This is a genomic window from Acinetobacter sp. V115_6 (assembly GCF_031799025.1).
Classification (GTDB): domain Bacteria; phylum Pseudomonadota; class Gammaproteobacteria; order Pseudomonadales; family Moraxellaceae; genus Acinetobacter; species Acinetobacter pittii.
Map to the genome: position 1 here is coordinate 1447018 of NZ_JAVQNO010000021.1, position 20187 is coordinate 1467204.

The following is a 20187-nucleotide window of genomic DNA, read 5'->3' on the forward strand; positions in this document are numbered from 1 at the left end:
TCTCACACTTTGTTAGTTTGGTAAAATATATTTTATATAATCCATTAATTAAATGATAATTCCAGTTAAATAATGAAAAGCAAATACTAGTTTGTTTCTTATTTGGCAGAGGGCTATGTGATTAACTCATATTAATCATTAAATAGATATTACCGCCATATCCAAGAAAAAATTCGAATTATCTTATTGTTTTTAAAATCAAATAAAAAAGTCCGCATCTTGGGAAGCTACGGACTTGAAACTCAACTAAACAACAGCTAAACATTTTGCCGCTTAGTGAGAAAGCACTATCTTTTTAATCTAATTAAGTTCTATAGTCAGGTCAATAAGGATACTTAATTTTTATAAAAATTAGGTTGAGTTGTGATTTATCTCACATTTTATCTTCTAATAAGTTTAATCTGTTTTTCTTTACTCAATTACATTCTATTTCAAACACTTAAATTAAAATATTATTAAAGTAATGATTTAAAATAGAATAATGGTTAATTTTAGGAATAAGCTTGAAAGAAACAAAATCCTGATCTTGCCTTTTCTTCATTTCAAAATAATTTTGGCTTTGCCATTTCAACTCATCAAGTTCGAGTTCACCACAGAAAATTGAACATGGAGTAGTAATTCGTTTTGACTGATGAACAGGGCTGTATTTTAAGATATCTTCGCTTGAAAGATTGAGAGCATGATTTAAATGTGTACTTTGTATAGGCTCCAAATCATAAATTCCACTTAACAAAACCATCTCAGATATGAGTGGATGGCCTAATGACAAAGCAGCCAGATGCGCCCCTGCCGAATGCCCAACCAAAACTACCTCATTAGTTTTCCAGTCTTGCTCTCGAATAAAATCGAGAGCTTGATTAATTTGAGAAGCGATATCTGAAATTTTGCTTTGTGGGGCCAGATCATATTCTAAAAGAACGCACTGGACTCCTTTTGCTAGAACATACGGTACGATGAATGCAAAATCTGATTTATCACACCATTGCCAATATCCACCATGAATAAAAATAACAGTCTTTTTGGTTTGCTCTAATGGGAAAAAATCTAAAGTTGACCGTGAGTGCGTACCATATTGGATATCTGCAATATGGGTAAATTTTTGATAGCTCAACAAGCTTGTTCTTTTAAATTCTGCCAATATTTCATGTTCATTCGCTACGGTTTTAGCATTGTCATATGGTCGCATAGGTCTCTCACTTCAAAGATTCTTCATGACTATTTAAAGCAAGCTTGGCTGATGAACGTTTTAAATAATAGAAAAATGTAAGAATAACAACTAATGGGACTCCAAACTGTAAAGTTGACTTGAATTCATTAGTAAACCATGTCGTGACAGTGATACTTAAAATTGCGATTAATCCCAACAGTGAAATTAACTGGCTCGCTGGAACCTTAAATTTTAACTGTTCTCCTTTTCGTGCCATATTCCTTCTAAAAAACATATGGGTAACAAAAATACTGCCCCAAGTGAACAACGCACCAAACATAGATAAAGCAATCATGATCGGGAAAGCCGAAGCTGGGTTAATGGTATAAATAATACTCGCGACTCCAATACCTACTGCTGACAATAACAACGCATTAATTGGTACACCATTATGACTAATACGGCCAAATAGTTTTGGTGCATCACCAGCTCGTGACAAGCTAAATAGCATACGTGTTGAGATATACAGCATACTATTCATAGCTGATAAGGCCGCGACAATTACAATAAAATTTAAAATACTATCTGCATATGGAATTCCTACAATTTTCATTACCATCACAAAAGGGCTGGTCGCTTCGGCTCCAATTAAAGTTGTCCAAGGAACAAGTGCCACAATGAGAAATAAAGACAGCAAATAAAATAGGATTAAGCGAATTGCCGTACTTTTAAAAGCTTTCTTAACAGCTCTTTCTGGATCTTTAGCCTCACCTGCTGCAACAGCGATCATTTCAATACTTAAATAACTAAATATTGAAATGATTACTCCAATCCAGACTCCACTAAAACCATGAGGGAAAAAGCCCCCATGCTCGGTTAAATTAGAAAGAACCTGAGCTGTTCCTCCATGACTTTGAGTCAGAATGCCAATTGCTAAAAGAATAAATACAATAATTGCAAAGACTTTTATGGTCGAAAACCAATATTCAACCAATCCAAAAGCTTTAACACTATATGCATTAACCACAAGTAACGTCAGCGAAAAAAACGCAATCCAGACCCAGGAACCGACATCTGGAAACCATAATTTCATATAGTCAGCAACTGCTGTAATTTCTGTACCGACCGCTAATACAATACACGCCCAATAACAATAACGGACTAAAAACCCAGCAAGCGGACTTACATAATGCTCAGCATATGCCCCAAATGAGCCTGACGTAGGGTGCTGGACTGTCATCTCAGCCAAACAAGCCATAATAGCAAATGCGATTAAGCCACCAATGGCATAACTCACAATGACGGCAGGACCAGCAAAGCTAATTGCGAACTTGCTTCCCATGAACAGCCCTGTACCAATCGCTCCACCAATCGCAATCATTCCCATCTGTTTTGCGGATAATTTTTTATGTAAACCCGCTTCTCGATTTTGTATTTCATCAAAACTGCTCATAGGCCCTCCTAGCCATTTTTCTGATATTGATCTCTAACGATCAGGTCACTTCACTGCGCACCAGATAACGCTCATTTTTCCATTCACTATTCAGCATAATTTGCTTAAGTTGTTGTACGGCATTCCAAATATCTTCAAATCCTAGATATAAAGGTGTAATTCCAAAACGTAATACTTCCGGCTCTCGATAATCCCCAATTACCCCACGCGCAATAAGCGCCTGAATAATTTCATAACCGAACTCATGTCTATAACTGACATGACTACCACGATATTTATGGTTTAAAGGGGTAATCAGTTCAAAACCAAACTGGGTACACTCTTGTTGAACAAGTTGAATAAACAAATCAGTTAATTTGAGTGATTTCTCACGTATTTGTTGCATATCAGCTTGTAAGAAAATATCGATACCACATTCAATTAGACTCATAGAAATGATGGGTTGAGTTCCGCACAAGTAACGGCGAATACTGTTAGCTGGTTCATAGTGCTGAGCCATATCAAAAGGTTTCTTGTGGCTCCACCAGCCTGAGAGAGGTTGCCAGAACTGATCACGATGCTTTCGATTTACCCATAACAACGCTGGAGAACCTGGGCCACCATTTAAATATTTATAAGTACAACCAATCGCAAAATCACTATTGCTCTGATTAAGATCCATAGACACCGCACCAACCGAGTGACATAAATCCCAAATAATCAAAGCATCTTTAGCGTGAATTTGTTGATTAATAGATTCCATATCATAGAAATATCCAGTCCGATAATTCACATGAGAAAGAACAACTACCGCCACATCTTTTGCTAGAACACGAGATAAACCATCGGTGCCATCAATCAATTCAACTTGATAACCCTGATGAATCAAATCGATAAAGCCTTCAATAATATAAATATCGGTTGGAAAGGCATCTTTTTCTGCAACAATAATTTTACGTTCCGGAAATTTTTCAGCTTGAATTTTTACCGCTGCTGATAAAACTTTGAATAAATTTAGGGTCGTTGAGTCTGAAATAACGACTTCACCTTTTTCAGCACCGATAAGCTGCGCGACTTTATCTCCGAGTCTAGTCGGTAGTCCCCACCAATCTGCTTTATTCCAACTATTAATGAGGTCCTCACCCCACTCTTTTGCAATAATATGCTGAGCAACCTCTAATGATTTTTTTGGTCTTGCACCCAAAGAATTACCATCTAAATAAATGACATTTTCTGGTAGTGCAAATTCGTCTTTAAACTTTTTGAGTTCATCTTCCTGATCCCAATAGAGGCATTGTTCGTGAGTAATCATTTGTTATTTCACCTATTTTCAACATTTCCTTTGTATTTGAATTTTATCATGCCAATTCTTTCGATTTATTCGATAATATTTGATTAAAATTTGCTATTTTCGTATAAAATTCGAATTGAAATTAAAAAACATGGATGAAATTCGAAAATGAATGTAGATGCAATTGATCTTAAAATTTTAAAATATTTGCAAGATAACGCTCGGTTAAGTAACCAAGAACTGGCCGATCTCGTTAACCTTTCGGCTTCAGCTTGTCATCGGCGAGTTAAAATTTTAGAAAGCAATGGTGTAATTGAAAAATATCAAGCGAAAGTTAATTATGAAAAACTAGGTATAAAAATTGAGGCAATTGTCGAAATAAAGCTTGCCCAACTCACAGAAAATGATCACAACTTCTTTTTAAGTCAGATCAAAAATTTTGATGAAGTCATTAATGCATATATTATTACTGGCGAATCTAATTATGTTTTACACGTTGCGACCAAAGATTTGAGTTCTTTTTCTCATTTCGTCATTAATACCTTAAATAAAATAAAAGGTGTAGTGAGCATCAATTCCAAGATCATTTTACAGAAGATTGTGCAAAAGCCACTTTGACCCATCATTTTTAATTATAGAGCCATCTCATGATCGAAACTCAGCGTTTAATTTTAAGACAGTGGAAAGAAAGTGATGTTGAGCCTTTTATAACAATGGGCTTAGATCAAGATGTTATGCAATTTTTCCCAAATCTATTAACACCCCAAGAAAGCCATAATTTAATCCAAAAAATTTCATCTCTTATTGATAAAAATGGTTGGGGCTTCTGGGCAGTAGAATTAAAAGAAACTCATCAATTTATCGGGTTTATTGGTTTACATAGCCAACCTGAACAATTTGACTTTTCCCCATGTGAGGAAATTGGGTGGCGACTTGCAAAAGACTTCTGGAAACAAGGTTATGCAACTGAAGGAGCAAAAGCGGCTTTAGACTATGGTTTTAATGTACTGAATTTAGATAAGATCGTTTCATTTACCGCTAACATAAATACACCCTCTCAAGCCGTCATGGAAAGACTTGGAATGCACAAAGTTAAAAACTTTGATCATCCCAAGGTTCCTCTCCATCACCAACTAAAAGCACATGTGTTATATGAAATTACAAGCTCTTCATTAATGTTTGATTAAAGTCAAAATTTTAAATTATTAATAAAAATTTTCTTAATCATCGAAATCATAGCCAACAGATGTAGAGCACTCCCAATACTCATGGATTTTACTTGCGATATCATCTTTTCCCATGGTAGTGAGTACATAAAAGAGTTTAGCCTCTTTATTTTTTCTTAGTATTAAGAGGTTGTAGTAATCATACTCAGGCCCATTAAGACCTAACGTTGGCTGTGATTCACAGTGCTTTTCTGCTTTGTAATGCCATTCAAGCTTATAAGTATCAAGGCCATCAGCAGCATTGATTACAATACCGTCATTGGCTCCGCCAATAAATCCAATTTTCATTGCTTTCTCTAAATTCTTATTAGGGTTAATTTTAAATATAACTTTAAACAAGTATCCTTCAATTTATAAAATGTATGTCAATACGTATCCTATGTAAGCAAAATTAACCATAAATATAGATGGCTTTTAAGATTTCTTAATTGCAAAACTTTGACTCCCTATTTTTACTTTAAACACAGGAAAAGTTTTCTATTAAAAAGCATTTATTATTGTTTTTTGTTTTTCAAAATTACACGCTATAATTTTCAAATCATTTATCCTCCCTACCCATCACATTAATCAAAACACCTTTTGAAAGAATTAATGGGTGGAGTTTTAAATTAATTTTATATCTCGAAGTTTCTTTAATTAATGATTTTAAAAAGGATATATGGTAGATGTGTCTTAAAAATTTTGCTTTAAATGATTTTGGAGATATTTAGATATGTCTAAAATCGTAATGTTTGACATGGATGGTACGCTATTAGATCTCGCTTTTGATGATTTCATCTGGAATGAATGTCTTCCCAAGCGACATGCAGAGATACATCAACTTCCACTCGACCAAAGCCAAAAAACACTATATCAGTTTTATCAATCACATAAACATACGCTTGTTTGGTATTCATCAATTTATTGGACCAAAACTGTAGGCGTTGATGTACTCAAATTACAGCAAGAATTTCAGACAAAAATTCAAGCTCGGTTTGGTTGTATTGAGCTTCTGCAGGAACTGAAAAAGCAAGGATATAGTTGTTGGTTAGTTACAAATGCCGATCGTGCAAGCTTACGGTTAAAGCTCGATAATGTTGCAATTGAACACTTCTTTGACGTAATCGTATCGAGTGAACAAATTGGTTATGCAAAAGAAGATATTCATTTTTGGCAAGAGCTCCAAAAATTACACCCTTTTGACCCAGACGTAACCATTTTTATTGATGATACAGCTGCTGTACTAAAAACAGCTGAAAAATTTGGTATCAAGCACTTGTTTACTATCTTGCAGCCCTCAACTCTAAAGGATGTAAGAAAGCATGAAGATTTAGAATATAAAGCGCTAGATCGACTTACAGAATTGCTGTCTATATTGAATCAAATTGATAGAAAGGATAATGATGTCAAAATCGCTTGAAAACGATGCTGTAGAGACCATGCGTATCGACAAATGGTTATGGGCTGCTCGTTTTTTTAAAACTCGTTCAATTGCTAAAGCAGCAATCGAAGGAGGTAAAGTACATCACAATAATGAGCGTGTAAAAGTTTCCAAAGAAATTCGCATTGGAATGGAACTTATTATTCAACAAGGTTTTGATAAAAAAACCGTTGTCGTAAAAGCGCTTTCGAACACACGTGGTCCAGCACCAGTTGCCCAGCAACTTTATGAAGAAACAGAAGTAAGTATTGCTAGACGGGAGTTGATTGCATCCCAACGAAAATTGCATAATCTTGCTCGACCTGATCATAGACCGAGTAAAAAGGATCGTAGACAGATTAATCGGTTTAAACAGGACAATGATCAACACTGGTCGTATGGTGATGAATAAAAACGTCGAGTTGTGTCGCACACACACAGACAACACATAGAAGCTATAGAAAAAATCTGTCACTATTAGCCCTGTGAAACAAGTTGAGATTCAATGCATCCACTTGGGTTAAACGTGATGAACTTAGAGTATTGAGGTTTTTGAGATGGATGAGAATAAAAGCAAAGCATTACAAGCCGCGCTAAGTCAAATTGAGAAGCAATTTGGCAAAAATACGGTGATGCGTCTCGGTGACAACACTGTTCAAGCAGTTGAAGCTGTATCTACAGGTTCTTTGACTTTAGATATTGCATTGGGGATTGGTGGTTTACCGAAAGGTCGTATCGTTGAGATTTATGGTCCAGAATCTTCTGGTAAAACCACAATGACTCTCCAAGCGATTGCACAATGTCAAAAAGCTGGTGGTACTTGTGCATTTATCGATGCGGAACACGCATTAGATCCACAATATGCACGTAAGCTGGGCGTGGACATTGATAATCTACTTGTATCGCAACCAGATAACGGTGAACAAGCACTCGAGATTGCAGACATGCTAGTTCGCTCTGGTGCAATTGATTTAATCGTTGTCGACTCAGTTGCTGCTCTTACTCCTAAAGCAGAAATTGAAGGCGAAATGGGTGACTCCCACATGGGCTTACAAGCTCGTTTAATGAGTCAGGCATTACGTAAAATTACGGGTAACGCTAAACGCTCGAACTGTATGGTTATTTTCATTAACCAGATCCGTATGAAAATTGGTGTAATGTTTGGTAGCCCTGAGACTACGACTGGTGGTAATGCATTAAAGTTCTATGCTTCTGTACGTTTAGATATCCGCCGTATTGGTCAAGTCAAAGAAGGTGATGAAATCATCGGCTCTGAAACTCGAGTTAAAGTTGTTAAAAATAAAATGGCTCCTCCTTTTAAAGAAGCTATTTTCCAAATCTTATATGGTAAAGGTACGAACCAGCTTGGTGAACTTGTAGATTTAGCTGTACAACAAGATATCGTGCAAAAAGCAGGCGCGTGGTATTCGTATCAAGGCAATAAAATTGGCCAAGGTAAAAACAACGTTATCCGCCACTTTGAAGAGAACCCTCAAATGGCTGGAGAAATTGAAAAGATTATCCGTGAGCAACTGCTAACTACGGGTACTAATGGTGCTGTACAGGTGGAAGATGAAGAAGAAGATCTTCTATTAGAGTCTTAATTACCGCTTATAAGTCTTAAAACGCCCTTCGGGGCGTTTTTTACAAGGAAATATTATATATGTTCAAAAGAACAGAAGAACAGCCCCAACAACGCTCTTTGCTTACAGGTCAACGTTTGCGCTCATATGCTTTTGCGTTATTGACTCGTCGAGATTATTCGAAAGCAGAACTTATCGAGAAATTGAATCGTTACGCACAAAACCCTGAAGAGGTTAAGCAACTTGTTGAAGAGTTATCTGAGCAAAATTATCAAAGTGACCAACGCGTTGCAGAACTAACATTGGCTAGCCAAATTCGTAAAGGCAAAGGACCAAAACGTATCAAACAAGCTTTAAAAACTAAACAAATCGAAAATGATTTAATTGCAGATGAAATTCATAATATTGATTGGGTGGAACAGGCTTATCAACTTAAAGTGAAAAAGTTTGGTGAAGAAGTAGAAAAAGATCCTAAACTTAAAGCAAAACAGATGAGGTTTTTACAATATAGAGGATTTGATTTAGATGTAATTATGAAGGCAATCCAACGGAGATCGGATTAGAAGATGGTGGCAACCCCACTAGCAAAACTTCGGCACATCATAGATCTGCTACCGTTGCTACCTTCCGGTCCTGGCGGGGTTCACAGAGTACAATTGCGAAGCCACCAGCGGGGCTACCATTGCAAAACAGAGTATAGAGATTTTTAAAAGAGTTGCAAGCCTTCTTCTCAATTTTAAGCAAGTTTATGTTTCAATTGATTAATTCATCGTCAAAAACATATAAATTCCTAGAAACTCTTATCTTATATTCTTTCTTGATACTTATTTTGAATAAAATATGCTTGAAGATTGTAAACTATTCTTGCATTTATATTGTTAGCTGTTTTAATTGCAATGATCAATTAAAACCTTAGATAGCTAATGTGAATAGTTTACATATTCCCTTCTCAAGTTAGCTTTTACATAAAATTATGGACCTATACTCATGCGATTGATGAAGCATTCTTTATTATTTATTGCCTTAATGAGCACTACTTCTCTCTATGCCAATATTCCAATTGAATCGCGCGGTTTAAGTCAAAGTGGTGGTAGTTCAACTAACACTTCATCGAATAACGCTTCAGTCCCTAGTAATTTAAATTGGGAATTGATGCAAAAAAACCAACAATTAGAAAATGATATACGTACCTTACGCGGGCAGTTAGAAGAACAATCGAATGATATTGAACAATTGAAAAAAGATTTATCTAATCGCTATACTGATTTAGACCAGCGTTTAGAATTACTGAATCAAAAAGTAGATCCAGAAAGTGCAACGCCAGACAATACAGCAAGTAGTGATGCTACAGCTACTGGCAGCTCAGAAGCTCTACCTACCGACAATAAAGCAGCAAGTACTACAACTTCTGCAAGTCAAGTTACTCCCCCCTCACAAACGCAAGTAACACAACCAGCTTCACCGCCTGCTACGCAAAACCAATCGAACCCTGTAGAACTTGAAAAAGCAGCTTATACTGTCGCTTTAGATGCCTACAAACAAGGTGGAGCGAAAAAAGCGATTGCTCCAATGCAAAACTTTATCAAAAATCATCCTAATAGCGTTTATACAGGGAATGCCTATTTTTGGTTAGCCGAGTTTAATTTAGCAACTGATCCGGTAAATTATAATGAAGCTAAAAAGAACTATAATGTAGTCGCTACGCAATACCCAAATTCTAGTAAAGCTCCTCGTGCGCTTTATCAACTCTACAGTATTGCCAAAGATGTTGATAAAAACACTGTATCAGCAAACCAATATAAAGCTAAAATCTTAAGTCAGTATCCAAAATCTGAAGAAGCCAAATTTTTTAATAAATAAAAGTTTTTAAGAAAAAAAGACACCGCAGATTGCGGTGTCTTTTTTTGAATATCTCGGGTTAACGCACAATACCACGTTCTGACTGCTCAACAGAGTCAATTAATAATTGAGCTTCTGGAACATTTGGAAGAATATCATTTTTAATCTGCTCAACAGCTTGAACAGAAGTCAGGCCTGATTTGAAAATCAATTTATAAGCTTCTCTAAGGCCTTGAATTGTATCCTTAGACCAACCCTTTCGGCGCATACCTTCTATATTAATACCAAACGCATGTGCTGGATTACCAGATGCCATAACATAAGCTGGCACATCTTTTAAAATTAAAGATGCTCCACCAACCATACTGTAAGAATCGATTTTACAGAATTGATGAATTCCCGAATTACCACCAATAATGACATGGTCACCGATATGAACGTGTCCAGCAACACCAACATTATTTGCGAAAATATTATGATCACCAACAATACAGTCATGTGCAATATGCGTATTAACCATCAATAAGTTATGACTACCTATTTTAGTTAAAGCATTATCTTGTACAGTTCCTCTATGTAAACTGCAATGCTCACGAATTAAATTATGATCTCCAATCTCTAACCAAGTTTCTTCACCTTGATATTTCAAGTCTTGGCAAACTTCACCAACACTTGCAAACTGGAAAATCTCATTATTTTGACCAATTTTGGTAAAACCACCAACTACAACATGTGAATGTAATTTAGTACCAGCGCCAATCGTCACATTTGGACCAATAATACAATAAGGTCCTATCTGGACATCCGGGGCAATCACTGCAGATGGATCAATAATGGCCGTAGAATGAATTAAATCGTGATTGCTCATGCCTGCTCTGTTTTTTGGTGTGAAATCATAATTTCAGCGGTTGTTGCTACAATACCGTCAACGGTAGCCGTACAGTTATATTTGTAGATACCGCGTTTTTGCATTACTAATTCAGATTTTAATACAAGTTGGTCGCCAGCAACTACTTGTTTTTTAAATCTAACCTTTTCTGCACCAGCAAAGAGGAATAAAGAACCCGGTTTTGGCGTCTCATTGTTCATAATAAAACCTAGAACGCCCGAAACTTGAGCTAATGCTTCTACAATTAAGACACCTGGCATAATCGGATATTCTGGGAAATGTCCTTGTAGGAACTCTTCATTGATAGAAACATTTTTATAACCAACAATACTATTGTCAGTAACTTCAGTCACACGATCAACCAATAAGAATGGGTAACGATGCGGCAAATATTGACGAATCGTTTGAATCTGCATTGGTAATTCAGGGATGGCAAATTTAGGTGTAGTTGACTCGGTCATAATATTCTATTTACGCAAATTAAAAGTTGATTCAAGAGACTCTATTTGAGCTTGTATATGATCAAGTCGTTTAGTGATTTGGGTCAATGGCACATCTGCTAATTGTCGCAAGCGTACAATTGTCTTTTTCCAATGACTATTTTCAAATAATCCAATTCCTGAAGAATAGGTACCAGCTTCAGAAATATTTTTTGTGACCATTGACATTCCAGTTAAAGTCACATTATCAGTGATTGAAAGGTGACCAGACACACCGCAAGCTCCTGCAAGAATACAGTTTTTGCCAATTTTAGTGCTTCCAGCAATTCCACATTTAGCAGCAATAGCTGTATTGGAACCAATATGAACGTTATGTGCGATTTGCACAAGATTATCAATAATTACCCCATCTTCCAAAATCGTATTATCTAGTGCCCCTCGATCAATACTACAATTTGATCCAATACGGACATCATTACCAATAATAACTGAACCTAATTGTGCAATACGATGCCATTTACCTTGATATGGTGCAAAGCCAAAGCCTTCACTACCAATTACAGTACTTGCATGAACTCGAACACGATCAAGTAATTTAGAACCGCCAGTAATGGTGACATGAGAATCGATAAAACAATCCTTTCCAATTTCCACATTATCATCCAGACGAGTATGAGACTGAATAATCGTGTTCTCACCTACTACACAATTTTCACCAATTACAACGTAATGGCCAATATATGCTTTTTCAGAAATAATTGCGGAAGGATGAATTTGAGCAGTACTTTCAATACCTATTGATGTGATCTTTTTATCAAAAGCATGGGTAAGGATGGCAAAAGCCAAATATGGATTATCAACAATAATAAAATTTTGTTTATCAGTAAGCTGTTCTTTAATAGAGCTTGTAACAATGTACGCACCCGCACGGCTAGCCTTTGCTTGATCGATATACTTTTCGCCATTTACGAAAGTAATATGAGAAGGTTCAGCATTTTCTAAACTTGCTAGGTTTATGAATTGAAGACTACCCGCACCGACTAACTCACCATTCACTAGGTGAGCTAGTTCATCTAAACGATAATGTTGCACTTTCATTAATTTATTTCATTGAATTAACCTTTTGTATCATTTTATCAGTTAAATCATATTTAGCGTCATAGGCAACGGTCGAATTTTTATTCAAAATGAAGTCAAGATTATTTTCTTTTCGTAATTGTTCAGCTGCTTGCTTCACACGACTCTCGAAAGTTGAGTTCATTCCTTGCAAACTAGTTTGAACTTTAGATTGCAAACCTTGTTGAGTTGAGTTGAATTCATTTAATTTTGACTGATATTGAGTCTGAAGCTTCTTAATATCATCTTCTTTCATTTTTTGCCCTTGGGTTTGGGCTTGACGTTGAAGACCTTCTAACTCTTTACCCAACTGCTCAAGACGAGTTGTTGTTGGTTTAACAGATTGATTTAAACTTGCATTTTGTTGTTTTAAATAAGTACTACTTTCAACAACTTTAGCAAGATCAATAACACCATAACCAGCTGCATTAGTCATAGCAGAAACTGTAAGGCCTAATCCTAACATTAATATATTTAATTTTTTCATCTTAATTTGTGTCCTTATTGCATGTTTAGTCAAGTCGTACTTAGAAAGTACGACCGATTTCAAACTGAATCTCTTTAGTTTCGTCACCAGGCTTGTCATTTAACGGGAATGCATAGCTAAGAGATAATGGTCCAATCATAGTGATCCATGTGAAACCAACACCTACGCTATAACGCATATTGCCTAAATCAAAACCGTAATTGTCTTCACAGTATTTTTTAGCATTTGGAATTTCTTGGCCATTCATCATCATAGAATAAGAGCCAACATCACATTTAGTATCAAATACTTGACCACCTTCAGCAAAAAGAACTGGTCGTACTTGGCGAGTCCAATCTCCTTTGAATGGCAATGGTAAAGCAAGCTCTGTACCAAACTGAACTAAAGCATTACCACCAACTTCTTCTGGAGAAGAGTCATTTTTGCCTTCTTCTTGTAAATTCACGCTTGAATATTTCGGCCCCAAGGTACTGTTGTCATAACCACGAACAGAACCATAACCACCCGCATAGAAGTTTTTATAGAATGGCAAATCATTACCATAACCAAGCTTACCATAACCACGCAATACAAAACCTGAATTACCGATTGGTAAAAATGCTTGTGTATCATAAGTTACTTTTTGGTAATCGACATCACTACCCGGCAAACCAATTTCAAGTCCTACTCGATGAGACATACCTGAAGTTGGGAAAATTGGACGGTTTAATGTGTTATATGACCAACCTAAATTCAAATTATAAGTAAAGAACTCACCCTCAAATGCACTTCCATAAGGCTCAGAAGTTTTGCCATCTGGACACTTATACAATCCTGTTGTTGGATCTTTCTCAAGGTCAACGAGGCAGTAAGTACTTGTTGAAGTGGTTTTCCCACCATTTGCCTTTAAGTAGTCACGTACATAAGTAGAGACATAAGGACCAGTTGTTACTTTAGTATTATCAACACCGACAGAAGCACTTAGGCTTTGGTTTTCATCAATTGGGTAACCAAAACTTAAACTACCACCAAAACTATCGGTAACATAGTTATTAACGTTGTAGTCATCATTTAGCTTTGTTTTACGATAATAAACGTTATAACCGCGGCTTACCCCATCAATCGTGAAGTAAGGGTCGGTAACACTTAAGTTATAGTAGTCTTGAGTTTCAGAACGAGATAAATCGATCGAAACACGATTACCCGTTCCCATAAAGTTAGTTTGACTCAAACCTGCTTGGAAAGTGATACCACCACTTTGCGAGTAACCTACCGCTAACGTCGTAGTTCCCGAATGCTGTTCTTCAACATTTACGTTTAAGTCCACCTGATCTGGTGAATTTGGAATACGAGCTGGTTTAATATCAACTGTTTTGAAGAATCCAGTACGCTCTAAACGAACCTTAGACAAATCAATTTTTTCATTACTCGCTAAAGCGCCTTCCATTTGACGCATTTCACGACGCAATACTTCATCGGCAGTTTTACTATTACCTGTAAAGTTAATACGACGTACGGTTACTTGCTGACCTGGGTTTACATAATAGTTTAAGTCAACAACACCCGTTTCGTTATTAATTTGCGGAACGACATTTACATCTGCAAAGTAATAACCAGCATTACCATATTTACGCAATAACAATTGCTTAACAGCATTTACTTTTTCTTGAGAATAGGTATCGCCATCTTTATAGATTTTTAAAGCTTGCAGCTCTTCAGGTTTATAAAGTGCGTCACCTAAAAATTTGGTTTGGCCAAATTTGAACTGACTACCTTCCTCTACAGCAACTTCAATAAAGATATTCTTTTTATCTTCACTAATATTAAGCTGTGAGTTATTGATATGAAAATTGATATAACCCTTATTCAGATACATCGCACGCAAAGCTTCAAGGCTCGCTGCCATTTTCTCTCTAGCATAACGGTCATTACGAGTTACAACTGAAGCCCAGCCACTTTCTTTCACTGCGAAAGCTTGTTTAATTTCACTGTCTTTAAAAACAGTATTACCAATAATATTGATGTTAAAAACTTTAGCTGCCGTACCTTCATTAAAATTTAATTTAAGTTCAACACGGTTATTTGGGCGAGCTATAGTATCAACAGTTACATCAGCATCATAACGACCTTGCTGAGTATATTGCTGCTCTAATTCAGTTTCAATTGTTTGCAGAGCTGACTTCTTGAAAACTTCGCCTTCAGCAATGCCCATTTTTTTGAGGCCTTGCTCTAAAGCCTCTTTAGGAATAAGTTTGTTACCCTTAAATTCAAGTTTTGAAATAATTGGGCGCTCTACGACATTAAAAACTAAAGTATCGTTATCTTTTGATGCTTTAATATCGTCAAAAAGTCCAGTGGCATACAATGTTCGAATTGCTTCTGCGATCATCGGTTCATTAACGCGATCGCCACTGTTGATTGGCAACATGGTAGAAACATTTGCAGGAGTAAGACGGACCAAACCATCTATACGAATATCTCGAACAACGAAATCATCAGCTGCATATGCTTGTTGTACCGCTGCCATAGCGCTAACAAGTGCCAAAGGCATTAAAAAATGTGTGTGCCGCATGCCAGTTTTTCCAGTAAGTTATAAATCCATATACGTTTACAAACGCATAAAATCGTTAAATAAAGCTAAAAGCATCATACTACCGAGCAGTACCATACCAATTTTTAGACCAAACATTTGTATTTGTTCAGAAACAGGCTTCCCACGAATAGCTTCAATAATGTAATAAACGAGATGTCCACCATCAAGCATTGGAATTGGCAATAAATTTAAAATTCCAAGACTTACACTCATTAAAGCCATAAATGAGATAAAAGTCTGCCATCCCATTTCTGCACTTTGTCCCGCTACTTTCGCGATTGTAATTGGTCCAGAAAGATTCTCTAGACCAATTAAACCCTTAACCATTTTTACTATTGAACTCAATATCATGCTAGAGATTTGGCTAGTCTTATCTAGCGACATCTGGAAAGCTTGCAATGGAGTATATTGAATTGTTTGCTTATATTCGTCAGGAATTGTAATTTTTCCTGCGTCACTTTTTACGCCTAAAACCCCACTCACTTGTCCCATATTGTCACGCTTTCCTTGAGGCATAACTTGCAAATGAACGAGCTGACCATTACGTAACACATCAATACCAAGTAATTTTTCTGGTGAATGTTGTACAACTTCCACAACATCAAACCAGTCTTTCATTACTTGACCATTAATTGAAACAATACGATCACCGACTTTCATTCCTTGTCGAATTGCTGCTCCATCTGCAGTCAACTCGGTTACAATAGCTGGAATAACGGGACGATATGGTAAAAAGCCTAATACATCTAAAGCTGATTCATTCTGATTTTTTAAAAAGTCTTTAATCGGCAAAATAATATTTTTCTCAGTACCTGCACGATCTACATCGATATTCAAGCTACCAGTTTCACCTACACGATCAATCAAAGCAAAGTTAAGTTTTTCCCAAGTTTGCGTTTCCTTTCCGTCAACAGCAATAATCTTGTCACCTACTTGTAGTTGAGCTATTGCTGCTGGCGAGTTGGGTATAACTTTACCCACTCTTGTATTTAGTTGTTCCTGTGCTGGTAAAAATAAAATCCAGAAAAGTAAAACAGCAAAAATCAAGTTAATTAAAGGTCCAGCCGCAACAATTGCTATACGCTTCCATGGTTTTTGACGGTTAAATGCATAAGGTAAATCTTGCTCTGCAACATTACCTTCGCGCTCATCGAGCATTTTTACATAACCACCTAAAGGCAAAGCTGAAAGTTGGTACTTAATTCCAGATTTTTTTGATGTCCACTTAAGTAATGTCGGACCAAAACCAATAGAATAAACTAGAACCTTAACACCAAGTTTTCGTGCCACCCAATAATGACCGAACTCATGAATTGCAATTAATGGACCGAGCAAGAGAGCTGCTGCTGCAATCATAAATAATGCGCTCATTTCAGCCTCCTATACTTGATATATACTGCTGTGCTACATGTCGTGCTACTTCATCTTTATTCAAAATAGACTCGATATTATCAGCAACTGAGTTTTCCAATTTTTGCAAAGTATGCTCTACCACTTGTGGGATATTTGTAAATCCAATCTGTTCCTTTAAAAATGCAGCAACAGCAACTTCATTTGCAGCATTTAAAATAGTAGGTGCCAGCCCTCCTGCACGCATTGCCTGACGGGCTAAATCAAGTGCTGGAAATTTCTGGATATCCGGTGCTTGAAAATTAAGCTGAGAATACTCAAATAAATCTAAAGCAGGAACACTAGTCTGTAAACGTTCTGGCCATGCTAATGCATGGGCAATCGGTGTACACATGTCTGGATTACCCATTTGCGCCAATGTTGAACCATCAACATATTGCACCATAGAATGAATAATACTTTGTGGATGAACAACAACTGTAACAAAATGTTCAGATATTGAAAACAAATGACATGCTTCGATCAACTCCAACCCTTTATTCATAAGAGTAGCTGAGTCAACTGAGATTTTCTGTCCCATAGACCAGTTGGGATGCTTACAAGCCTGTGCAGGAGTAACTTTTTTTAATTGTTCTAACGAATGGTTTAAAAATGGTCCACCTGAAGCAGTCAATAAAATTCTTGATACACCCTGTTGCGGTTGTCCATTTCTTTCAGCCTCTAAATAATTATGAGGTAATGACTGAAAAATAGCGTTGTGTTCTGAATCTACCGGTAATAATAATGCCTGATGATCACGTGCTGCTTGCATCATGATTTCACCAGACATGACCAAAGCTTCTTTATTAGCAAGCAATACGCGTTTACCAGCTTTTACAGCCGCCAATGTTGGTAATAAACCAGCTGCTCCAACAATTGCAGCCATAACTACATCAACATTAGGGTGAGATGCGATACTTACCAGCCCTTCCTGATCAGTCAAAATTTCAATATTTTGTAATTCACTCTTTACAAATAAAGCTGCTAATTCGTCAACTTTTTGCTTTGGAACAACTACAACTTTTGGTTGAAATTGTTTACATATATCAACCAATTCAGAAATTCGACTATGAGCTGAAATTGCAAATACTGAATACTTATCAGGATGTTGATTTAAAATTTTTAAGGTACTTTGCCCAATGGAACCGGTTACACCCAATATGCAAACAGATTGTGTCATTTATAAATCTACACCAATAAGTTTTAATATATACATTCCCGTTGCAAAGATCGGGGCTGCAGCAAGTAAAGAATCAATACGATCTAAAACACCACCATGACCAGGTAATACACGTCCAGAATCTTTAATACCAGCACGACGTTTAATCATCGACTCAAATAAATCACCTAAAACTGAACCGAATACTGTAATTAGTGACAAGATAAGAAACAGGATTTGCTGAATTAAAGTTAAATTTAGATACTGATATTGCACAACCAACATTACCAGTATGGTCGTGATAATACCACCATACAAACCTTCTACTGATTTGTTCGGACTTACGGTTGGTGCTAGTTTTCTTTTACCAAATTTACGGCCAACAAAGTAAGCACCACTATCTGCACCCCACACGAGTAAGAACAGATACATTAACCACCATGGCGAACTTTGCCACACAACAAAAATTGAAGTTACCGCCGCACAAACTAAAATAATGCCAATTACATATAGAGTAGCGTTATACCACCCATCAAATTCAGGAAAAGATTTGACCCAATAAACGCTTACAAGCCAAGTCAAAATTGAAGCTGACCACAACAGTAATGCAATATCATGGAAAAATAGAGCAACGCCTGAAACGAATGCAACAAGCAGACCGTAGCACCAAGCTTTTGGCTTTACAGCATTGACAGTTTCATGGGGCATTAATTTATACCATTCATACCCCGCAACCCCTGCTGCTACAATCATAAGAACCAACATTGGATAATGTGATTGCGTAGCAAACATACAGCCTAAAACAACTGCGACAAGTACCAATGCGGTAACAATCCGCTCTAACATTATAAGTTCTCTATTTTCTCTTGCTGAATTTGTTCAGATGTTTTACCAAAACGACGTTCACGCCCTGAAAAAACATTCAATGCATGATCGAATTCTTGTACTGTAAATTCTGGCCATAAAGTATCAGTAAAATACAGCTCAGCATATGCTGCTTGCCATAACAAGAAATTAGATATGCGATAATCTCCGCCTGTACGGATTAATAAGTCCACAGCTGGCAGATCGTTTAGACTGACATATTTTTCGAACAAATCAACATTTATTTGATCAGCACCAAATTCACCACGGGAAACCGCTTCAGCAACTTGTTTTGCTGCATTTGCAATATCCCACATCCCACCATAGCTCACAGCAATAGTTAAGGTCATCGTGTTATGGTGTGCTGTCTGTTGCTCTGCATCTTCCATTAAGGCAACTAGGTGTGACGGTAATCGAGAACGATCACCTATGAAACGCAAAGCAATATTAAATTTCTTCATGCGAGGTATTTGCTCATGAATAGTTTCTTCAAGAAGCTTCATAAGCAGATCGACTTCAAATTGTGGTCGATTCCAGTTTTCGCTTGAAAATGCAAAAACCGTTAAAGCACGAATACCTGTTTTTTTACAATGTTCAACGATAGGATCAAGAACATTTTTACCCTCTCGATGTCCATCACCTTTTTGCATTTGATTTTTTTTTGCAAAGCGGTTGTTGCCATCCATGATGATGGCAACATGCTTAGGAAGATGATACTCTTCTGAATCGGTCATAAAATTTAGACCTTCATCAATTCTGCTTCTTTCGCTGCAAGACGCTTGTCTACTTCTGCAACATATTTGTCAGTGATTTTCTGGATATCATCACCTGCACGGCGCTCATCATCTTCAGAGATTTCTTTCTCTTTTAATAATGCTTTGATATCACCTAACACATCACGACGAATATTACGAATTGCAACTTTTGCATTTTCAGCTTCGCTACGCGCAATTTTTTGCATATCACGACGTGTTTCTTCAGTTAATGCAGGTAAAGGTACACGAATGGCATCCGCTGTAATCGGGTTTAAACCAAGATCACTCTCACGAATTGCCTTATCAATAGCTGAAACCATTGTACGTTCAAATGGCTGAACAAGAAGTGTACGAGAATCTTCAACACCAACGTTTGCCACTTGATTTAAAGGCACATCAGAACCGTAGTAAGGAACCATTACCCCATTTAAGATTGATGGGTGTGCACGGCCGGTACGAACTTTAGCAAACCCTAGTTCCAAAGACTCAAGAGTTTTTAACATACGCTGTTCGCTGTCTTTTTTCAGATCGTTAATCATATGATCTACCTTACTTATTTATTCAAGGATGTTTTAACAAATTTAATTTAGCGCTAGTAT

21 protein-coding genes and 1 other RNA gene are annotated in these 20187 nt (G+C 36.7%); 7 read left to right on the plus strand and 15 right to left on the minus strand.

Translation table 11 applies throughout. The features are described 5' to 3' along the window. Positions 1–439: 439 nt before the first annotated feature. From RMA94_RS15235 to kynU, 3 genes are read right to left on the minus strand one after another with little or no spacing between them, the layout of a single operon-like run. On the minus strand, positions 440–1186 hold the full coding sequence (locus RMA94_RS15235) for an alpha/beta hydrolase (RefSeq protein ID WP_311083691.1): 747 nt from the start codon (positions 1184–1186) through the stop codon (positions 440–442). Between the two features lie 7 nt (positions 1187–1193). Then, positions 1194–2600: an amino acid permease gene (locus RMA94_RS15240; protein WP_311083692.1), complete on the minus strand. Its 1407-nt coding sequence runs from the start codon at positions 2598–2600 to the stop codon at positions 1194–1196. 40 nt (positions 2601–2640) lie between these two features. After that, complete coding sequence (gene kynU / locus RMA94_RS15245; protein ID WP_311083693.1) at positions 2641–3891, minus strand: kynureninase; 1251 nt, start codon at positions 3889–3891, stop codon at positions 2641–2643. Between the two features lie 147 nt (positions 3892–4038). On the opposite strand from kynU, the gene gigD reads away from it, so the two are divergent. Both gigD and RMA94_RS15255 read left to right on the plus strand, forming a co-directional pair. Beyond that, entirely contained in the window at positions 4039–4488 is a 450-nt protein-coding gene (gene gigD, locus RMA94_RS15250) for an Lrp/AsnC family transcriptional regulator GigD (protein WP_004791887.1), read from the plus strand. 29 nt (positions 4489–4517) lie between these two features. Then, positions 4518–5057 carry a GNAT family N-acetyltransferase gene (locus tag RMA94_RS15255; RefSeq protein WP_311083694.1) on the plus strand — a complete coding sequence of 180 codons (540 nt, stop codon included), beginning with the start codon at positions 4518–4520 and terminating at the stop codon, positions 5055–5057. Between the two features lie 33 nt (positions 5058–5090). Here the strand turns inward: RMA94_RS15255 and RMA94_RS15260 are convergent, their stop codons facing one another. After that, on the minus strand, positions 5091–5384 hold the full coding sequence (locus RMA94_RS15260; RefSeq protein WP_025465974.1) for a hypothetical protein: 294 nt from the start codon (positions 5382–5384) through the stop codon (positions 5091–5093). Positions 5385–5808: 424 nt separating this feature from the next. Between RMA94_RS15260 and RMA94_RS15265 the strand changes: the two genes are divergently transcribed. The 4 genes from RMA94_RS15265 to RMA94_RS15280 all read left to right on the plus strand — a co-directional run bounded on the left by RMA94_RS15265 (position 5809) and on the right by RMA94_RS15280 (position 8641). Continuing rightward, complete coding sequence (locus RMA94_RS15265; protein WP_311083695.1) at positions 5809–6495, plus strand: HAD-IA family hydrolase; 687 nt, start codon at positions 5809–5811, stop codon at positions 6493–6495. After that, entirely contained in the window at positions 6479–6907 is a 429-nt protein-coding gene (locus RMA94_RS15270) for an RNA-binding S4 domain-containing protein (protein WP_044102169.1), read from the plus strand. Before RMA94_RS15265 ends, RMA94_RS15270 begins: the two co-directional genes overlap by 17 nt. Before the next feature lie 145 nt (positions 6908–7052). Then, positions 7053–8099, plus strand: a complete 1047-nt coding sequence (gene recA / locus RMA94_RS15275; protein WP_002115680.1) for a recombinase RecA — start codon at positions 7053–7055, stop codon at positions 8097–8099. Between the two features lie 59 nt (positions 8100–8158). Continuing rightward, positions 8159–8641 (plus strand): regulatory protein RecX, encoded by a 483-nt coding sequence (locus tag RMA94_RS15280; protein WP_311083696.1) that lies wholly within the window; start codon positions 8159–8161, stop codon positions 8639–8641. A gap of 13 nt (positions 8642–8654) precedes the next feature. Here the strand turns inward: RMA94_RS15280 and ffs are convergent. Beyond that, positions 8655–8751: signal recognition particle sRNA small type (gene ffs / locus RMA94_RS15285), an RNA gene on the minus strand. Positions 8752–9065: 314 nt separating this feature from the next. Here ffs and RMA94_RS15290 point away from each other — a divergent pair. Beyond that, a complete protein-coding gene (locus tag RMA94_RS15290; protein ID WP_311083697.1) occupies positions 9066–9938 on the plus strand; it encodes a YbgF trimerization domain-containing protein in 873 nt (290 codons plus the stop codon). 58 nt (positions 9939–9996) lie between these two features. On the opposite strand, the gene lpxA is transcribed toward RMA94_RS15290, so the two are convergent. From lpxA to frr, 10 genes are read right to left on the minus strand one after another with little or no spacing between them, the layout of a single operon-like run. Continuing rightward, positions 9997–10785 (minus strand): acyl-ACP--UDP-N-acetylglucosamine O-acyltransferase, encoded by a 789-nt coding sequence (lpxA, locus tag RMA94_RS15295; RefSeq protein WP_017385998.1) that lies wholly within the window; start codon positions 10783–10785, stop codon positions 9997–9999. Further along, positions 10782–11267 (minus strand): 3-hydroxyacyl-ACP dehydratase FabZ, encoded by a 486-nt coding sequence (gene fabZ / locus RMA94_RS15300; RefSeq protein WP_002115603.1) that lies wholly within the window; start codon positions 11265–11267, stop codon positions 10782–10784. The genes lpxA and fabZ overlap by 4 nt, the downstream gene beginning before the upstream one ends. Positions 11268–11273: 6 nt before the next feature. Continuing rightward, the gene (gene lpxD / locus RMA94_RS15305; RefSeq protein WP_014206984.1) at positions 11274–12344 is read right to left on the minus strand and encodes a UDP-3-O-(3-hydroxymyristoyl)glucosamine N-acyltransferase; all 1071 of its coding nucleotides are present in this window, start codon (positions 12342–12344) and stop codon (positions 11274–11276) included. A 4-nt stretch (positions 12345–12348) separates the two neighbouring features. Beyond that, positions 12349–12849 carry an OmpH family outer membrane protein gene (locus RMA94_RS15310; RefSeq protein WP_014206985.1) on the minus strand — a complete coding sequence of 167 codons (501 nt, stop codon included), beginning with the start codon at positions 12847–12849 and terminating at the stop codon, positions 12349–12351. A gap of 40 nt (positions 12850–12889) precedes the next feature. Next, a complete protein-coding gene (gene bamA, locus RMA94_RS15315; protein ID WP_311083698.1) occupies positions 12890–15400 on the minus strand; it encodes an outer membrane protein assembly factor BamA in 2511 nt (836 codons plus the stop codon). A 36-nt stretch (positions 15401–15436) separates the two neighbouring features. After that, a complete protein-coding gene (gene rseP, locus RMA94_RS15320) occupies positions 15437–16792 on the minus strand; it encodes an RIP metalloprotease RseP (protein WP_044102158.1) in 1356 nt (451 codons plus the stop codon). A gap of 1 nt (position 16793) precedes the next feature. Then, complete coding sequence (ispC, locus tag RMA94_RS15325) at positions 16794–17990, minus strand: 1-deoxy-D-xylulose-5-phosphate reductoisomerase (protein ID WP_284090547.1); 1197 nt, start codon at positions 17988–17990, stop codon at positions 16794–16796. Beyond that, a complete protein-coding gene (locus RMA94_RS15330) occupies positions 17991–18815 on the minus strand; it encodes a phosphatidate cytidylyltransferase (protein WP_017385994.1) in 825 nt (274 codons plus the stop codon). It abuts the gene before it with no gap. Next, positions 18815–19567 carry a polyprenyl diphosphate synthase gene (uppS, locus tag RMA94_RS15335; protein ID WP_002115643.1) on the minus strand — a complete coding sequence of 251 codons (753 nt, stop codon included), beginning with the start codon at positions 19565–19567 and terminating at the stop codon, positions 18815–18817. Before uppS ends, RMA94_RS15330 begins: the two co-directional genes overlap by 1 nt. Before the next feature lie 5 nt (positions 19568–19572). Continuing rightward, positions 19573–20127, minus strand: coding sequence for a ribosome recycling factor (frr, locus tag RMA94_RS15340; protein WP_002115638.1), 555 nt, complete (start codon positions 20125–20127; stop codon positions 19573–19575). Positions 20128–20187: the final 60 nt, after the last annotated feature.

Excerpts from the sequence above, each read along its gene's own strand:
- gigD (WP_004791887.1), top strand. The coding sequence starts at position 4,039 with ATGAATGTAGATGCAATTGATCTTAAAATTTTAAAATATTTGCAAGAT.
- RMA94_RS15235 (WP_311083691.1), bottom strand. The coding sequence starts at position 1,186 with ATGCGACCATATGACAATGCTAAAACCGTAGCGAATGAACATGAAATA.
- RMA94_RS15330 (WP_017385994.1), bottom strand. The coding sequence starts at position 18,815 with ATGTTAGAGCGGATTGTTACCGCATTGGTACTTGTCGCAGTTGTTTTA.
- RMA94_RS15280 (WP_311083696.1), top strand. The coding sequence starts at position 8,159 with ATGTTCAAAAGAACAGAAGAACAGCCCCAACAACGCTCTTTGCTTACA.
- lpxA (WP_017385998.1), bottom strand. The coding sequence starts at position 10,785 with ATGAGCAATCACGATTTAATTCATTCTACGGCCATTATTGATCCATCT.
- bamA (WP_311083698.1), bottom strand. The coding sequence starts at position 15,400 with ATGCGGCACACACATTTTTTAATGCCTTTGGCACTTGTTAGCGCTATG.
- lpxD (WP_014206984.1), bottom strand. The coding sequence starts at position 12,344 with ATGAAAGTGCAACATTATCGTTTAGATGAACTAGCTCACCTAGTGAAT.
- RMA94_RS15270 (WP_044102169.1), top strand. The coding sequence starts at position 6,479 with ATGTCAAAATCGCTTGAAAACGATGCTGTAGAGACCATGCGTATCGAC.
- RMA94_RS15255 (WP_311083694.1), top strand. The coding sequence starts at position 4,518 with ATGATCGAAACTCAGCGTTTAATTTTAAGACAGTGGAAAGAAAGTGAT.
- ispC (WP_284090547.1), bottom strand. The coding sequence starts at position 17,990 with ATGACACAATCTGTTTGCATATTGGGTGTAACCGGTTCCATTGGGCAA.
- RMA94_RS15260 (WP_025465974.1), bottom strand. The coding sequence starts at position 5,384 with ATGAAAATTGGATTTATTGGCGGAGCCAATGACGGTATTGTAATCAAT.
- RMA94_RS15290 (WP_311083697.1), top strand. The coding sequence starts at position 9,066 with ATGCGATTGATGAAGCATTCTTTATTATTTATTGCCTTAATGAGCACT.
- kynU (WP_311083693.1), bottom strand. The coding sequence starts at position 3,891 with ATGATTACTCACGAACAATGCCTCTATTGGGATCAGGAAGATGAACTC.
- uppS (WP_002115643.1), bottom strand. The coding sequence starts at position 19,567 with ATGACCGATTCAGAAGAGTATCATCTTCCTAAGCATGTTGCCATCATC.
- recA (WP_002115680.1), top strand. The coding sequence starts at position 7,053 with ATGGATGAGAATAAAAGCAAAGCATTACAAGCCGCGCTAAGTCAAATT.
- RMA94_RS15310 (WP_014206985.1), bottom strand. The coding sequence starts at position 12,849 with ATGAAAAAATTAAATATATTAATGTTAGGATTAGGCCTTACAGTTTCT.
- RMA94_RS15240 (WP_311083692.1), bottom strand. The coding sequence starts at position 2,600 with ATGAGCAGTTTTGATGAAATACAAAATCGAGAAGCGGGTTTACATAAA.
- fabZ (WP_002115603.1), bottom strand. The coding sequence starts at position 11,267 with ATGACCGAGTCAACTACACCTAAATTTGCCATCCCTGAATTACCAATG.
- rseP (WP_044102158.1), bottom strand. The coding sequence starts at position 16,792 with ATGAGCGCATTATTTATGATTGCAGCAGCAGCTCTCTTGCTCGGTCCA.
- frr (WP_002115638.1), bottom strand. The coding sequence starts at position 20,127 with ATGATTAACGATCTGAAAAAAGACAGCGAACAGCGTATGTTAAAAACT.
- RMA94_RS15265 (WP_311083695.1), top strand. The coding sequence starts at position 5,809 with ATGTCTAAAATCGTAATGTTTGACATGGATGGTACGCTATTAGATCTC.